The sequence below is a fragment of the Pedococcus sp. P2_D9 genome, from assembly GCF_056404275.1.
On sequence record NZ_JBFUEI010000009.1, the window covers coordinates 18,082 to 33,684 of the forward strand.

At 70.5% G+C, this 15,603-nt stretch carries 13 protein-coding genes; 3 read left to right on the plus strand and 10 right to left on the minus strand.

The window, feature by feature from the left end; all coding sequences use genetic code 11:
• Positions 1 to 120: 120 nt before the first annotated feature.
• From AC1DXJ_RS14165 to AC1DXJ_RS14205, 9 genes are all read right to left on the minus strand, one after another.
• A complete protein-coding gene (locus AC1DXJ_RS14165; RefSeq protein ID WP_477637298.1) occupies positions 121 to 1,023 on the minus strand; it encodes a DUF559 domain-containing protein in 903 nt (300 codons plus the stop codon).
• 169 nt (positions 1,024 to 1,192) lie between these two features.
• Positions 1,193 to 1,591 (minus strand): cytidine deaminase, encoded by a 399-nt coding sequence (locus AC1DXJ_RS14170; protein WP_477637354.1) that lies wholly within the window; start codon positions 1,589 to 1,591, stop codon positions 1,193 to 1,195.
• A gap of 84 nt (positions 1,592 to 1,675) precedes the next feature.
• Positions 1,676 to 2,941, minus strand: a complete 1,266-nt coding sequence (locus AC1DXJ_RS14175) for an ABC transporter permease (protein WP_477614891.1) — start codon at positions 2,939 to 2,941, stop codon at positions 1,676 to 1,678.
• The gene (locus tag AC1DXJ_RS14180; RefSeq protein ID WP_477614890.1) at positions 2,938 to 4,056 is read right to left on the minus strand and encodes an ABC transporter permease; all 1,119 of its coding nucleotides are present in this window, start codon (positions 4,054 to 4,056) and stop codon (positions 2,938 to 2,940) included. The genes AC1DXJ_RS14175 and AC1DXJ_RS14180 overlap by 4 nt, the downstream gene beginning before the upstream one ends.
• On the minus strand, positions 4,053 to 5,519 hold the full coding sequence (locus tag AC1DXJ_RS14185) for an ABC transporter ATP-binding protein (protein ID WP_477614889.1): 1,467 nt from the start codon (positions 5,517 to 5,519) through the stop codon (positions 4,053 to 4,055). Before AC1DXJ_RS14185 ends, AC1DXJ_RS14180 begins: the two co-directional genes overlap by 4 nt.
• A gap of 268 nt (positions 5,520 to 5,787) precedes the next feature.
• Positions 5,788 to 6,837, minus strand: coding sequence for a BMP family lipoprotein (locus AC1DXJ_RS14190; protein WP_477614888.1), 1,050 nt, complete (start codon positions 6,835 to 6,837; stop codon positions 5,788 to 5,790).
• 146 nt (positions 6,838 to 6,983) lie between these two features.
• Positions 6,984 to 8,198, minus strand: a complete 1,215-nt coding sequence (locus tag AC1DXJ_RS14195; protein ID WP_477633606.1) for an amidohydrolase — start codon at positions 8,196 to 8,198, stop codon at positions 6,984 to 6,986.
• Positions 8,199 to 8,275: 77 nt separating this feature from the next.
• Positions 8,276 to 9,955, minus strand: coding sequence for an acyl-CoA mutase large subunit family protein (locus AC1DXJ_RS14200; RefSeq protein ID WP_477637299.1), 1,680 nt, complete (start codon positions 9,953 to 9,955; stop codon positions 8,276 to 8,278).
• 106 nt (positions 9,956 to 10,061) lie between these two features.
• Positions 10,062 to 10,541: a GbsR/MarR family transcriptional regulator gene (locus AC1DXJ_RS14205; protein WP_477633607.1), complete on the minus strand. Its 480-nt coding sequence runs from the start codon at positions 10,539 to 10,541 to the stop codon at positions 10,062 to 10,064.
• 53 nt (positions 10,542 to 10,594) lie between these two features.
• Between AC1DXJ_RS14205 and AC1DXJ_RS14210 the strand changes: the two genes are divergently transcribed.
• Both AC1DXJ_RS14210 and AC1DXJ_RS14215 read left to right on the plus strand, forming a co-directional pair.
• Positions 10,595 to 11,563: an ABC transporter ATP-binding protein gene (locus tag AC1DXJ_RS14210; RefSeq protein ID WP_477637300.1), complete on the plus strand. Its 969-nt coding sequence runs from the start codon at positions 10,595 to 10,597 to the stop codon at positions 11,561 to 11,563.
• On the plus strand, positions 11,560 to 13,149 hold the full coding sequence (locus tag AC1DXJ_RS14215; protein WP_477637301.1) for an ABC transporter permease: 1,590 nt from the start codon (positions 11,560 to 11,562) through the stop codon (positions 13,147 to 13,149). The genes AC1DXJ_RS14210 and AC1DXJ_RS14215 overlap by 4 nt, the downstream gene beginning before the upstream one ends.
• 8 nt (positions 13,150 to 13,157) lie before the next feature.
• Here AC1DXJ_RS14215 and AC1DXJ_RS14220 read toward each other — a convergent pair whose 3' ends face one another.
• Positions 13,158 to 14,267, minus strand: coding sequence for a mannose-1-phosphate guanylyltransferase (locus AC1DXJ_RS14220; protein WP_477614882.1), 1,110 nt, complete (start codon positions 14,265 to 14,267; stop codon positions 13,158 to 13,160).
• A 100-nt stretch (positions 14,268 to 14,367) separates the two neighbouring features.
• On the opposite strand from AC1DXJ_RS14220, the gene AC1DXJ_RS14225 reads away from it, so the two are divergent.
• Positions 14,368 to 15,510: a glycosyltransferase family 4 protein gene (locus tag AC1DXJ_RS14225; RefSeq protein ID WP_477614881.1), complete on the plus strand. Its 1,143-nt coding sequence runs from the start codon at positions 14,368 to 14,370 to the stop codon at positions 15,508 to 15,510.
• Positions 15,511 to 15,603: the final 93 nt, after the last annotated feature.

Here is a 15,603-nt window from a genome sequence, read left to right on the forward strand (position 1 = left end):
GGCCATCGTGTCAGACCTGTCGTAGCCCCGACCATCCGTGCCCGGGGTGGCACCGTTGCACCCCGGATGCGGCATTTCACGTCGATTCGTGGCTTCCGGGTCGCCGGTTGCCGGGGCAGCTCACCCTCGAAAGTGCAGCCGCCACTCGTCCGAGGTCACCGCTGCTGGTATGCCGCAGCTCACCATGGCGTCGACGACGCGCTTCAGGGTGCGCTCGGGTTCGCGGTAGATCCCCTTGGACAGGACGACCACGATCCGCCAACCGTCCCGGTCGAGGTCCTCGCGCCGCTCCACGTCGCGCTCCCACTGCCGCTGGGACTCGGCGTGCTGGCGTCCGTCGTACTCGATCGCGAGCCGGTACTCGGGATACGAGAGGTCATACCGCCGGACCCAGCGCCCCGTCGCGTCGTACTCGATGTGGTTGACCACCGGCTCCGGAAGCCCGGCCAGGACCAAGAGGAGGCGCAACCGGGTCTCCATGGGGGAGTCGACCCCGCTCCGCACCAGTGCCGCCGCCCGACCGCTGAGCGCTCGGCCACGGCCAGGCACCGTCGCCGCGGCTTCGACCAGGGACCTCGGGGTAGCACGCCGGCGGCGGACGAGGGAGTCGCCCAGCACCACGAGGTCGACGAGGTCGAGGTGGGCGGCCAGGTCGGTGAAGGTGTCCTCCGCCGTCGTCACCGGCAGTCCGGAGATCTTCGCCCTCGCCGCCGAGGTCAGCCTGCGGGACTCGATTCCGGGCACCCGCATGCGCCCGGTCGGCAGGCGGAGGTGGATACGGGAGTCCGAGGGCACCACCCCGCCCAGGAGCTCGGCGGCCGTCGGGCCGGCGACCAACGCACCCGCCGGCGCGAGCCGTAGCGCAGCGCGGGCGCGAAGGTGTGTGTCGACCGGCACGTCGGACGCGACATACACGCTGGTGAACAGCCGCCGGAAACCCGGACCACCCAGGCGCCGGTCGCTGATGCCCGCGGCCACGGCGTCAGCGCGGGTGAAAGGGCTCTGCCGGTCGAGAGAAGTCACGAGACCACGGTGGCGCATCCCGCGACTCGTCCAGCCGCTCATCCACAGGCGCGGATCTGCGCCACGGAGGCCACAGATCGACCTCGATCCGTCCCGGGCGGGTGGATCTGCGCCCTCGGGTCCACAGATCGACCTGGGGGCGCGGGTGGCCGAGCTGCGCGAGCCGGGGTCAGGCGGGGTGGCGGGCTGCGTTCAGCGTGTCGGGGCCGAAGGCTTGGGGCAGCACCTCGCGCATCGGCAGCACCCCTTCGGGGGTCAACAGCAGGCAGTCAGGCCCGCCGTTCTCCCAGAGGAGCTGGCGACAGCGCCCACACGGCATGAGCGGTTCGCCATTGCCACCGACACAGGACACCGCCACGAGCCGCCCGCCACCGGTCGCGTGCAACTCCGAGACCATGCCGCACTCGGCGCACAGCCCCACGCCGTAGGCCGCGTTCTCGACGTTGCACCCGGCCACCAGCCGACCGTCGTCGACGATCCCCGCGACGCCGACCGGGAAGTTCGAGTACGGCGCGTAGGCCTTGCCCATGATCTCGATCGCCTTGGCACGCAAGGCTTCCCAGTCCACGTCCTCCGGAGCAGGAGGTGCCGTATGCCGCGCAGCCGGCTCCGCGGCATACCCCTGCGGTTGCGTCCCGGCGTCAGGGCACACCTAGTGGCCCTCGCCCTTGCGATAGATCTGCCCGTCGGCGGCGGGCATCCGCAACCGTTGCGACGCGAAGGCCAGCACGAGCAGCGTGGTGACGTAGGGGGTGGTGCCGGTGAGCTCGGCTGGGACGGCGTCCGCGGCGAAGTACCACCAGCCGACGAGGACGCCGACGACGATGGCCAGGGCGCCCTGGACGATGCGCTGGTTGCGCACGATCTGCCACACCCCGACGGCCACGAGGAGCACCGCGAACAGGAGCAGGAACGCGTGAACTGCCGCCCCACCGCGCAGCTGCAAGGCGTCGGTGTAGCCGAACAGCGCCGCACCGGCGAGCAGGCCACCAGGTCGCCAGTTGCCGAAGATCATCGCGGCGAGGCCGATGTAGCCACGACCACCGGTCTGACCGTCGCGGTAGATGCTCGCGGCAACCAGCGCCAGGAAGCCACCGCCCAGGCCGGCGAGCCCGCCGGAGATGACGACGGCGAGGAACTTGTAGCGCATCACGTTGACGCCGAGCGACTCCGCCGCGACAGGCGACTCACCCACTGATCGCAGCCGCAGGCCGAACGCCGAACGCCACAGAACCCACCAGGTCCCGACGAACAGCAGCACCGCGAGGATGGTCAGGATCGACACGTTGGTGCACAGTGCGCGCAGCACTGCGGCGACGTCACTGACGAAGAACCAGTCCTTCTTCTCCACTGTGCCGAGCCCGCTGGACACACCGGGAAGGGTGAAGTCCGGCAGGTGCCCGACCTGCGGCGACTGGGTGGGGCCACCGCCGGGCAGTCCGTTGAAGAAACGGGCGGCAAGGTACTTCGCGACGCCGAGGCCGATGATGTTGATGGCGACACCGGAGACGATGTGGTCGACCCCGAACGTCACGGTGGCGGTCGCGTGGATCAGGCCACCGAGCATGCCCATGGCGATCGCGCCGAGGACGCCGGCCCACGGACCCATGTGGTAGCCGAAGAACCCGGCCCCCCACGTGCCGAGGATCATCATGCCCTCGAGGCCGATGTTGACCACGCCCGCGCGCTCCGACCAGAGGCCACCGAGGCCGGCCAGGCCGATCGGGACGGCCAGGCCGATGGCCGCGGCCAGGGCACCGGACGACGCGATGTCGTCGGCACCGGTGACCACTCGCAGGACCGAGATCACGGCGATCGCACCGATCGCCACGATGGACCACTCGCGGATGCCGAACCGTCGCCGCTTGGGACGGTCCGGCACGGCCTTGGTGCCGACCTCGAGTCCGAGGGCGCTCATGCCGGGGCTCCTTCCGGGGCGGGGGCGGCTTGTCGCTGGGCGGCAAGCTCACGGGCGACGCGGGACTGCTCGATCCGCTTGTCGGCCCGGCGAATCAGCTCGTACGCGATCACGACGGCGAAGAGGATCACGCCCTGGATGATGTTGACCAGCTCCTGGGCGACATCGGCCTGGATCTGCAGGGCGTTGGACTGCACGTCCAGGAACGCCCAGAGGAGCGAGGCGAAGCCGATGCCGACCGCGTTGTTGCGTCCCAGCAGCGCGACGAAAATTCCGGCGAAGCCGAGTCCGGACTGGAACGTCGTGCCGTAGTTGTGGTCCTGCCCGAACAGCAATGGCATGCCGACGAGTCCGGCCAGGGCACCCGAGGCGATCATCGCGGTCGCCACCATCCGCGGCACCTTCACGCCGCTGGCGACCGCCGCGCTCTCGGAGCGACCGGTCGCCCGCAGGTCGAAGCCGAACCGCGTCCTGCTCAGCACGAACCAGTAGAGGAACCCGACCAGCAGGGCCAGGATCAGCAGCGTGTAGACGCGGTTCGTGGCGCCGGGGATGAGCTTGAAGCCCTCGAGCTGCGCCGACTCCGGGATGGTCTTGGTCTCGATGCTGTTCGAGCCCGGCCGGGGGTTGGCGATCTTCACCAGGAGCCAGCTCACCACACCGGTGGCGATGGCGTTGAGCATGATCGTGGAGATCACCTCGGAGACGCCGCGCTTCACCTTGAGGTATGCCGCGATGCTGGCCCACAGCCCACCGGCCACCATCGCGACGGCGATGGACACGATGATGTTGAGCCACCCGGGAAGCCAATCCTGGCCTGCGAAGACGGCGGCCGCGAAGACCGCGACGCGGTACTGGCCGTCGACGCCGATGTTGAACAGGTTCATCCGGAAGCCGACCGCGACCGCGATGGCCGAGAGGTAGAACACGGACGCCGCGTTGATGATGTTGACGCTCTGGCGCGGCTTCGGCACGGCGAGGATGGTCTTCCAGACCTCCCACACCGGGTCGCCGACGGCCACCAGCACCAGCGAGGTGACGACGAACGCGACGACGAGCGCGAGGACCGGCGCCGCCAGGCTCATCAGGATCCGGCGCACGTTGAGGGACTTCACCGCGACTCCTCCTTCTCGCCGGCACCGGTCATCGCCGCACCGAGGTCCTCGGCCGTCACGTGGTCGGGGTCGAAGTCGCCGGACAGCTTGCCCCGCAGGATGACGCGGATGGTGTCGGACAAGCCGATCAGCTCCTCGAGGTCGGCCGAGATGAGGAGCACCGCGAGGCCCTCGCGTCGCGCGTCACGGATGAGGTCCCAGATGCTCGACTGGGCGCCGACGTCGACGCCACGGGTCGGGTGGGCGGCGATCAGGACTTTGGGCTTGTGGCTCATCTCGCGGCCGATGATGAGCTTCTGCTGGTTGCCACCGGAGAGCGAGCCCGCGGTGACGAAGATCGAGGGAGTGCGGACGTCGTAGGCCTTGACGATGCGCTCGGTGTCGGCCTTGGCCGCAGCGGCATCGATGAGCTGACCCTTCACGTTGGGGGCCTCGGTCTGGTGCCCGAGGATGCGGTTCTCCCACAACGGCGCCTCGAGCAGGAGGCCGTGGCGGTGCCGGTCCTCCGGGATGTAGCCGACACCGGCCTCCCTGATCTCACGGGTGTGCCAGTCGGAGATGTCGACGTCGCCGAGGAAGACCTGGCCCGAGGTGGGCTCACGCATACCCATGATGACCTCAACGAGCTCGGCCTGGCCGTTGCCCTCCACCCCGGCGATGCCGAGCACCTCGCCGGCGTGGATGGTCAGCGAGATGCCGTCGAGGAGCGGTCGGCCGGTGCCGTCGCCCAGGACGAGGTCGTCGACCTTGAGCAGCACGCGGTCGGTGACCGTGGACTCCTCGGTCGTCGGGGAGGGCAGCTCCGAGCCGACCATCAGCTCGGCGAGCTGGCGTGCGTTCACGGACTTGGGGTCGACCGTGTCGATGGTGGTGCCGCGCCGGATGACGGTGATCGAGTCGGCGACCTTGAGCACCTCGTCGAGCTTGTGCGAGATGAACAGCACCGTGAGTCCCTCGTCCTTGAGCTCGGCGAGCTGGTCGAACAGCTCGTCGACCTCCTGCGGCACGAGGACGGCGGTGGGCTCGTCGAGGATCAGGGTCTTGGCGCCGCGGAACAGCACCTTGAGGATCTCGATCCGCTGGCGTGCGCCCACTCCTAGGTCGGCGACCAGCGCATCGGGGTCGACGTCCAGCTTGTAGGCGCCCGAGATCCGCGTGATCTCGCGTCGCGCGCCGTCGCCGATCCCGTGCAGCTTCTCCGCACCCAGGACGACGTTCTCGAGGACAGTCAGGTTGTCGGCGAGCATGAAGTGCTGGAAGACCATGCCGATGCCGGCCGCGATGGCGTCGGACGGGGAGTGGAGGTTGACCAGTTGCCCGTCGATCTTGATGGTGCCCTCGTCGGGGCGCTGCACGCCATACAGGATCTTCATCAAGGTGGACTTGCCGGCGCCGTTCTCCCCGACGATCGCATGGACCGTCCCGCGTCGCACCGAGAAGGCGATGTCCTTGTTGGCGACCACACCCGGGAAGCGCTTGGTGATCCCCTCGAGCTCGACGGCTGGGACACCACCCTCGGTCGTGGTCTGCGTCAGCGGTGGGGAGGCAGTGATGGTTCACACTCCGTGGTCCGGGCCCGCGGCGTCGCGGGCGGGTGGCGCGATTCGGCACCTGCGGCAAGGGTCGAGGCGCCGCGTGCTGGGTCGTTCAGGCAAGCACACGGCCCGGGTCAGACGCTACCGCGCCGCCCGGGCCGTGTGTTGCCCACATGCTCGACAAAAGAGGTGTCGATCAGGGCTTTTCGGGAACCGTGATCTTCTTGTCGATGATCTGCTGCTTGTAGTCGTCCAGCTTGGTCTTGATGTCGTCGACCTGACCGCCGGTCGTGGAGTAGTCCACACCGCCAGCCTTGAGGTCGTAGATGTTGTTGCCGGTCTTCTCCTTGCCGTCGGCCGCCGACTTGATGAAGTCGTAGACCGCGACGTCGACCTTCTTGATCATCGACGTCATGATGACCGAGCGCACGTCCGCCGGAGCGGTCAGGGCCTGGTCGGAGTCGACACCGATGGCCAGCTTGCCGGCAGCCTTGGCGGCCGTGAAGACGCCACCACCGGAGCCGCCAGCGGCGTGGTAGACCACGTCGGCGCCCTTCTGGAACATGCCGTCAGCAGCAGTCTTGCCCTTGGCCGGGTCATTGAAGCCGCCGAAGTCCGGCGGCTGGGTGAGGTACTGGGAGTCGATCTTGATGGCCGGGTTGACGGCCTTCGCCCCGGCGATGTAGCCAGCCTCGAACTTCTTGATCAGCCCGACGTTGACGCCACCGACGAAGCCGATGTGGCCCGTCTTGGACTTCAGAGCGGCCGCCGCACCGACGAGGAACGAGCCCTCGTTCTCGGCGAACGTGATCTGGTCGACGTTCGGGCCCTTCGAGTCGTCCGACGCGTCGTCGACGATCGCGAAGTGCACGTCCGGGTTGGCCTTGGCAGCCTTGCCGACCGACTTGGCGTAGGCGAAGCCCACCGCGACGATGTGGGTGTAGCCGGCGTCAGCCAGCTGCTGGAGGCGCTCCTCACGGGCGGCTTCGTTCTCACCGTTGACCGCGGCGGCTTCCTTGGTGTCCACCCCGAGCTCGGTCTTGGCCTTGTCCAGGCCTGCCGCAGCGGCGTCGTTGAACGACTGGTCACCGCGACCGCCGACGTCGTAGGCCATGCCGACCTTGACGTCGCTCTTCTTGCTCGAGCTCGAGCTGGAGCTGGAACCGCTGCCCCCGGCGTTGTCGCCCGAGTCACCACATGCGGCGAGGGTCAGTGCTGCCACCGACATCACCGCGGCAACCTTCATCGTGTGACGCAAGGCTGTCTCCTGTTCTTTGATTGCACGAGGCGCTGTGCTGCGCCACTAGGGCGTGAGGATAGCCCGACGAACTGCTGGGTAACTCGGCCTTGAGGCACTTGGGACACAAACCGTTACCGATCCGCGACTGTCCCTCAACCGGGCTGCGGCGCTCCGACCGGCGTCTTGACAACGCCGGCCACCACCACGCCGGCGAGCACCCGGGCGCCCTGGACGACCGAGTCGTCGTCGACCACGAGGTCGCCCTGGTGGAGGTCGTAGGTGTGCCCGCCCGGCGTGCGCGTTCCCAACCGCGCCATGGCACCTGGAACCTTCCGCAGGTACCACGCGAAGTCCTCGCCACCGAGCGACTGCTGCGTCCCCAGGGCCGTCAGGCCGGCACCCTCGGCCGCGGCCCGGAAGACCTCGATGGCCTCCGCGTCGTTGACCACCGGAGGCACTCCCTGGACGTGCTCGAGTACTGCCGTCACGGCATACGGGGCGACGATGTGCTCCACCGCCTCGGCAAGGAGGGGGCCGATGGTGGTCCACGCGTCGGCGTCGAGCATCCGCAGGGTGCCGGCGATCGTGCCGCTGGACGGGATCACGTTGGCGGCCTGGCCGGCATGCACCTCGCCCCACACCAGCGCGAACGCCGTCCGCGGGTCGAGCCGGCGGGACAGGACGGCCGGGAGCTCGGTAACCACCTTGGCCAGCGCGAAGGTGAGGTCCTCGGTGAGGTGGGGCCGCGACGTGTGGCCACCCCGCCCCGCGAGGTGCACCGTCACGCGGTCAGCCGCCGCGGTGATCGCACCGTCACGCAGGCCCACCGTGCCGACGTCCAGGCTGGGGTCACAGTGGACGGCGAAGATCGCGTCGACGTCGTCGAGGGCACCCTCGGCCAGCAGGTCGACGGCACCGCCGGGGATGACCTCCTCGGCGGGCTGGAAGAGCAGGCGGACCCCGATGCCCCGCTCGCGCAGGGCCTCCTCGTGGGCCTTGAGCGCCAGCCCGGCACCGAGCATCCCGGCGACGTGGACGTCGTGACCGCAGGCGTGGCAGATGCCCTCGGTGGTCGAGGCCCACGGCAGGCCCGTGCGCTCCCCCACAGGCAGGGCGTCGAGGTCGGCGCGCAGCGCCACCCGGTATGCCGGCTGCTCGGCTCCGAGATCGGCGATCAGCCCGCTGACGGGCAGGCGGCGCACTGCGACCCCTGCGGCCTCGAGGCGTTCGGCGACCTTGGCGGTCGTGCGCGTCTCGCCTCGGGACAGCTCCGGGTGCGCGTGCAGGTCGTGCTGCAGGGCGAGGAGCTCGGGGGCGAGGGCGTCGATGGTGGTGCACAGGTCGGCCAGCAGCTGGTTGTCGCTCATGTCAGCGGTGACTCTACCCGCGGACCGGCCCTACCCCGGCCGCGTTCCACGATCGGTGAACGAGGCGTCCCAGGCCCTCAGAAGGTCTCCCGAGGGACGTAGAGGCCCCACACGTCGCGCAGGGCGTGGCTGACCTCGCCGCCGGTCGCGCGCAGCCGCAGGGCCTCGCGCATCGGGTAGAGCAGGTTGTCGGTGCCGCGAGCCGCCTCGCGGACTGCCTCGAGGGCGGCCTCGACGGCGTCGTTGTCGCGCTCGGCCCGCAGGGCGGCGAGGCGCTCGCGCTGGTCGTGCTCGATCTGGGGGTCGACGCGCAGCGGCTCGTACGGCTCCTCCTCGTCCAGGGCGAACCGGTTGAGGCCGACGACCGTGCGTTCCTTGCTGTCGATCTCGAGCGCGATGCGGTAGGCAGACCGCTCGATCTCGGACTTCTGGAAGCCCTGCTCGATCGCGGCGACGGCTCCTCCCCTGTCCTCGACGGCCTGGATCAGGTCGAGGGCGGCAGCCTCGACGTCGTCGGTCATCGACTCGACCACGTAGGAGCCGGCGAACGGGTCGACGGTCTTGGTCACGTCGGTCTCGTACGCGATGACCTGCTGGGTGCGCAGGGCGAGGCGGGCGGCCTTCTGGGTCGGGAGGGCGATCGCCTCGTCGAACGAGTTGGTGTGCAGCGACTGGGTGCCACCGAACACCGCGCCGAGGCCCTGGAGGGCGACGCGGACCAGGTTGACCTCGGGCTGCTGCGCGGTCAGCTGCACCCCGGCGGTCTGGGTGTGGAACCGCAGCATCTGGCTCTTCGGGTTCTGGGCGCCGAACTCGTCACGCATGATCCGCGCCCAGATCCGCCGGGCCGCCCGGAACTTGGCGACCTCCTCGAGCAGGGTCGTCCGCGCGACGAAGAAGAACGACAGCCGCGGAGCGAAGTCGTCGACGTCGAGCCCGGCAGCCTGCGCCGCGCGGACGTACTCCTTGGCGTTGGCCAGGGTGAAGGCAATCTCCTGCGCGGGCGTCGCCCCCGCCTCGGCCATGTGGTAGCCGCTGATGGAGATGGTGTTCCAGCGCGGAAGCTCCTTGTGGCAGTAGGCGAAGATGTCGCTGATCAGTCGCAGCGACTCCTTCGGCGGGTAGATGTACGTGCCGCGGGCGATGTACTCCTTGAGCACGTCGTTCTGGATCGTCCCGGCCAGCCGCGACGCGTCGGCGCCGTTCTCCTCCGCGACCAGCTGGTACATCAGCAGCAGCGTGGCCGCCGGCGCGTTGATCGTCATCGATGTCGACAGGTCACCCAGCGGCAGCCCACCGAACAGCGTCCGCATGTCGTCGATCGAGTCGATCGCGACACCGACCTTGCCGACCTCGCCGTGCGCAATCGCCTCGTCGGAGTCGTAGCCCATCTGCGTCGGGAGGTCGAACGCGACGGACAGCCCGCCGGTCCCGTTGGCCACCAGCTCGTGGTAGCGCTCGTTGGACTCCTTGGCGGTCCCGAACCCGGCGTACTGCCGCATGGTCCACGGCCGCCCCGTGTACATGTTCGGGTAGACGCCGCGGGTGTAGGGGAACTGTCCCGGCTCACCGAGCTGGGTGTCCGGGTCGAAGCCCTCGAGGTCGCCCGCGGCATACACGGCCTTGATCGGCAGGTCGGACTCGGAGCGGGTCTGCAAGCGGTCCTCGGGGACATCGGCGGCCATGCCGCCCACGATAGTGAGCCGGTATGCCGTGTGGTCACCACTCGTGGCCCACCTCACCGTGGGCTCGGTCACCCTGTCTCCCCTTTATCGGGTCTAGGGAGAAACGTCGGCTTCACCCCGAAACGGTTCCCGGGCGAAGCCGCCCTAAGTCCCTAGACCCGATAAAGCTGGGACTGGGTCAGTAGCCGAGCTCGGCGCGGCGCTTGTCCCATCTCTCGGAGAGCTGGTGCATCTCCTCGGTCACGAACTCGAGGAACGCCACGCTGAGCGCCAGGCGGTCCCCCGCGGTCGTCCCCCGCCCACCCACCTGGTCGACGCCCTCGCGGAGGGACTGGGTCAGCGGGGCGTAGATGTTGGCCGAGTTCATCATCACGTCGTGCCAGGCGTCGTCGGCGACGACGTAGACGTCACGACGACTGCCCTGCTCGCGCTCCCGGTGGATCATCCGCATCTGCTGGAGCGAGCGCACCGCACCCGACACCGACGCGGGGCTGACCGCGAGCACCTCCCCGAGCTCGGCGGCCGTCATCCGGCCGTCGTCGTCGGCCAGCAGGGCGGCGAAGACCCGTGACGGCAGTCGCTGCATCCCCGCCGCGGTCAGGGCAGAGCCGAAGCGCTCGACGAAGCGCGACGGGTCGGCGGCGGGAGTGGAAGCCATGAAGAGAGTTTAGATCATTCAGAGTTTTCTGAAAACCGTGTATCGTCGGAGCCATGGCACATGTCATCGAGGCAACCGGCCTCATCAAGAAGTTCGGCGCCACGACCGCCCTCGACGGCCTCGACCTGACGGTCCACGAGGGCGAGGTCCACGGCTTCCTCGGCCCCAACGGAGCCGGGAAGTCCACCACCATCCGGGTCCTGCTCGGCCTGCTCCGGTCCGACGGCGGCACCGTGACCCTGCTGGGACAAGACCCGTGGAAGCACGCCACCGAGCTGCACCGACAGCTGGCCTACGTGCCCGGCGACGTCGTCCTGTGGCCCAACCTGACCGGCGGCGAGGTCATCGACCTGCTCGGTCGGCTGCGCGGCGGGATCGACGAGGGCAAACGCGACAAGCTGCTCGAGGCGTTCGAGCTCGACCCCACCAAGAAGGGTCGCTCCTACTCCAAGGGCAACAGGCAGAAGGTCGCGCTCGTGGCCGCGCTGGCCTCCGACGTCCCCCTGCTGGTCCTCGACGAACCCACCTCGGGGCTCGACCCGTTGATGGAGAAGGTCTTCCAGGACCACCTCACCCAGGTGCGAGCGGAGGGCCGCACGGTCCTGCTCTCCAGCCACATCCTGTCCGAGGTCGAGACGGCAGCCGACCGGGTCAGCATCGTCCGGGYCGGGCGGATCGTCGACTCCGGCACCCTCGCCGACCTGCGACACCTCACGCGCACGAGCATGACGGCGACGCTCGCCAGGCCCGTCGCCCAGACCGAGGCCTCGCGCTGGCCCGGTGTCGACGCCGCCCGACAGGACCGTGACCGCCTGCTGTTGTCGGTCGAGACCAGCGCCGTCGGCGACGTGCTCCAGCGACTGGCACCCCACGGCATCCAGGCGCTGACCTGCCAGCCGCCGACCCTCGAGGAGCTCTTCCTCTCGCAGTACCGCGACACGGTCGGCGACGGTCGGCACGACCACGATGTCCCGAACGGCCGCGCCGCCCAGGCCGCTCGGGAGGAGGAGGTGTCGGCATGACGTCCCTCGTCGGCACCGGACCACTCCTGCGGCTGGCGTGGCGTCGCGACCGCTGGATCGTGGTGGCCAGCGTCCTCGCCCTGGTGGCGACGGCGTACGGGTCGATGGCGGCCACCCTCGACCTCTATCCCACCGACGCCGAGGCCGCCTCGGGCGCTGCGGTGATGGTCGACAACCCGTCGCTGACCGCGCTCTACGGGCCGCTGCCCTCCGCGACCGCCGCCGGGATCGGCGTGCTCAAGACGGTGATGATGGGCAGCCTCTTCACGGCGTTCCTCGCGTTCGCGATCGTGCGACGGCACACCCGCAGCGAGGAGGAGGACGGCCGGTTCGAGCTCGTCGCTGCCGGCGTCGTGGGCCGCCGGGCCCCGCTCGCCGCCGCCGTCGGCCTCGCGACGATGACCGTGCTCGCGACCGGGCTGCTCTCCGCACTGAGCCTGGTCGCGACCGGTGTCGACCTGACCGGCGCGCTGGCGCTCGGCGTCGTCGAGGTCGTCGCCGGACTCGTGATGACCGGCATCACCGCCATCGCAGTCCAGCTCACCTCGACCACGCGCGGCGCCGGTGGCATCGCGGTCGGGGCGCTGGGCCTGGCCTTCCTCGTCCGTGCGCTGGCGGACACCACCCAGGGCGGGGGCCAGCACCTCGTCTGGCTGTCGTTCCTGGGCTGGGCCGAGAAGGTCAGCCCGTTCGGCGCGAACCGCTGGTGGCTGCTCCTGCCGGCCGTCGTCGCGACGGCCGCCCTCCTCGTCGTCGCCGACGTCCTCCTGCACCGCCGCGACCTCGGCTCGGGCCTGTGGGCCGCGCGACCGGGGCCGACTCGTGCCTCCGCGGCGCTGAGCACCCCGCTCGGCCTCGCGTGGCGGCTCCAGCGTGGCGCACTGCTCGGATGGAGCATCGGGTATGCCGTCGTGGGCCTGGCCGTGGGCAACATCGCCAGGTCCGTGGACCAGATCGCGAGCAGCCCGGGCATCGAGGAGATGCTGCGGAAGATGAGCGGAGGGCAGGGCTCCCTGGTCGACGTGTTCTTCGGGACCGAGCTGCGGTTCCTCGCGATCGGGGTAGCCGGCTACGGCATCGCGACGGCCTTGCGCCTGCGGTCCGAGGAGAGCGCGGGGCGCGCCGAGGTCCTGCTCGCCACCCCGCTGAGCAGGTGGCAGTGGGTCGGCAGCCACACCCTCATCGCCGCGTTGGGCTCGGTGTGGCTGCTCGCCGTGGTCGGAACGGCCGCTGGGCTCACTGCCGGTGCCGTCAGCAGCACCGGAGTGGGGCAGCTGCTGCCGGCTGCCCTCGCGACGGCACCCGCGGTGCTGGTCTGCGTGGCCCTGACTGTCCTGCTGTTCGGACTGCTGCCCCGGTGGTCGACCTTCGCCTGGGGAGTGCTCGCGGTGTTCGTGCTGCTCGGCGAGCTCGGGGCGCTGCTGCGCCTGCCGAGCTGGATGCTGGCGATCTCGCCGTTCGACCACCTCGGCAGCCTGCCGGGCGGCGACGTCAACGCCGCTGGTCTGGTCGCCCTGGTCGTGGTGGCGCTCGTGGTCGCAACCATCGGCTTCACGCAGTTCCGCCGCCGCGACCTCGCAACCTGAACCCAGGGTCAGAGGAGGTCGGTGCGCCCCTCGGACCGCAGGGCGTCGACGACCGCCTTGACGTCCTGGGCGCGTTCACGGGACATCACGAGCAGCGCGTCCGGGGTGTCGACCACCACGACGTCCTCGAGGCCCACCAGCGCCACGACCCGGCCGGTTCCGGGCACGACGATGCCGGTCGAGTCGACCACGCGCACGTCGGACGCATCGCCGAGGACGCGCGTCCCCGGCATACCGGCGGCGTCGGTCAGCAAGGAGCCCAGGGAGCTGAAGTCGCCCACGTCGTCCCAGCCGAACCCGCCCGGCACCATCGCGACCCTGCCCTCGGCAGCAGCGGGTTCGGCGACGGCGTGGTCGATCGCGATCTTCTCGAGCCCCGGCCACAGCTCGTCCAGCCGACCCGGGTCGGCCGCGAGCGCCCGGGCTCCCGCCGCGAGCTCGGGGTGCCACTGCGCCAGCAGGTCCAGCAGCACGGTCGCCTTCACGACGAACATCCCGGCGTTCCACCGGAACCGACCCGTAGCGAGGTACTCCTCGGCCCGCGCCCGGTCGGGCTTCTCGACGAACTGGCTGACCGCCGTGGCCGGTCCCTCGCCGAGCAGGGAGCCCATCTCGATGTAGCCGAATCCCGTTGCGGGATGGGTGGGTTCGATGCCGATCGTGACGACGAAACCCTGCTCCGCCACGCGAACGGCTTCGGCGACACAGGCCCGGAAGTCCTCCTCGTCCGCGATCACGTGGTCCGCCGCGAACGAACCCAGCACCGCCTCGGGGTCACGCGCCTCGAGCACTGCCGCCGCCCACCCGATCGCGGCCATGGAGTCCCGCGGCGCTGGTTCGGCCAACAGCTGGTCCGGGGGCAGGTCGGGCAGCTGCTCCGCCACGGCCGCCCGGTGCGAGGCACCGGTGACGACCAGCACCCGCGAGCCTGTCAGCGGGGTGAGCCGGTCCCAGGTCGCCTGCAGCAGGGAGCGTCCCGAGCCGGTGAGGTCGTGCAGGAACTTGGGCGACCCGGCGCGCGACAGGGGCCACAGCCTCGTCCCGGCGCCCCCGGCGGGGATCACCGCCCAGAAGCGGTCGTTCACTGGTGCAGCCTGACTCGTCGCCGCCGATGACATGGCCGGAACGCTAGCCCACGCACCAGCCCGTCACCTGCCGCTCACCCGACACACCCCCAGCCGTGGCCGTCACCTCACCGGGGTTGCCGACGCTGGTCGTGTGCGCGTAGCCATCGTCACCGAGTCGTTCCTGCCCTACCTCAACGGGGTCACGACCAGCATCTGCCGCGTTGCCGAGTGCCTGCGCGACCGTGGCCACGAGGCGCTCATCCTCGCCCCCCGTCCGGCCCCGACCCACTACGCCGGGTATGCCGTCCACGGCCTCGCGTCCGTGCCCGTTCGTCAGTTCCCTGTCGGGCTGCCGATGGGCGGCGAGGTCGAGGCGGCGCTGGCCGACTTCGCGCCGGACGTCGTCCACGTGGCCTCGCCGTTCGTGCTGGGCGCGAGTGCGCTGTCGGCCGCGGCACGGCTCGGGCTGCCGACCGTGGCGGTCTACCAGACCGACATGCCCAGCTACATCCGCCAGCACGGCCCGGGGGCGGTGGGACGCGGCGCCGCCCGGGCGGCCTGGCGCTGGATCCGCAGGATGCACGAGATGGCCGACCTGACTCTGGCCCCCTCGTCGGCGACCCTCGCCGAGCTGCAGGCGCACGGCATACCCCGCACGGCTCTGTGGGCCCGGGGAGTGGACGCCGCCCTGTTCCATCCCGGGTGGCGCGCGGACGCGGGCACCCGCGCACTGCGCCGCTCCCTCGCCCCGGAGGGGCAGGTGCTCGTGGGCTACGTCGGACGGCTGGCCCCCGAGAAGGAGCTCACCCGACTGGCGGCCCTCGCGGGCCTCCCGGGGCTGCGCGTGGTGATCGTGGGCGAGGGGCCCACCCGCCACGACGACGCCGCGGCCCTCACCGCTGCCGGCGTCGACGCGGTCTTCCTCGGCCGACGCGAGGGCGACGACCTCGCGAGGGCGTATGCCGCGTTCGACCTCTTCGTGCACACCGGCACCCGGGAGACCTTCGGGCAGACCCTGCAGGAGGCCGCGGCGACGGGGCTGCCCGTCATCGCCCCGGCTCGGGGCGGCCCCCTCGACCTCGTGGACCACTCGCGGACCGGGCTCCTCTTCGACCCGGACCACCCCGACGCACTGCGCGACGCGGTCGCGCACCTGGCCGGCGACCGGGCCAAGCGGGTGGCGATGGGTGAGGCCGGTCGGCTGCGGGTGACCCCCCGGAGCTGGGCGTCGCTGACCGACCAGCTGCTCACCCACTACACCTCGGCCCAGCGCGCCCGGTCCCTCGCCGGCTGAGTCGCGCCGCGACCACGCGGCATACCAGCGGGTAACCGGGCCTGTCTGGTTTCTCACAGGCAGGCCGTTCACGGTCCCGGCGGCCGGGCCGAT

Coding starts and splice junctions, on each gene's coding strand:
- AC1DXJ_RS14220 (WP_477614882.1), bottom strand. CDS start 14,267: ATGTCATCGGCGGCGACGAGTCAGGCTGCACCAGTGAACGACCGCTTC.
- AC1DXJ_RS14205 (WP_477633607.1), bottom strand. CDS start 10,541: ATGGCTTCCACTCCCGCCGCCGACCCGTCGCGCTTCGTCGAGCGCTTC.
- AC1DXJ_RS14190 (WP_477614888.1), bottom strand. CDS start 6,837: ATGAAGGTTGCCGCGGTGATGTCGGTGGCAGCACTGACCCTCGCCGCA.
- AC1DXJ_RS14215 (WP_477637301.1), top strand. CDS start 11,560: ATGACGTCCCTCGTCGGCACCGGACCACTCCTGCGGCTGGCGTGGCGT.
- AC1DXJ_RS14195 (WP_477633606.1), bottom strand. CDS start 8,198: ATGAGCGACAACCAGCTGCTGGCCGACCTGTGCACCACCATCGACGCC.
- AC1DXJ_RS14175 (WP_477614891.1), bottom strand. CDS start 2,941: ATGAGCGCCCTCGGACTCGAGGTCGGCACCAAGGCCGTGCCGGACCGT.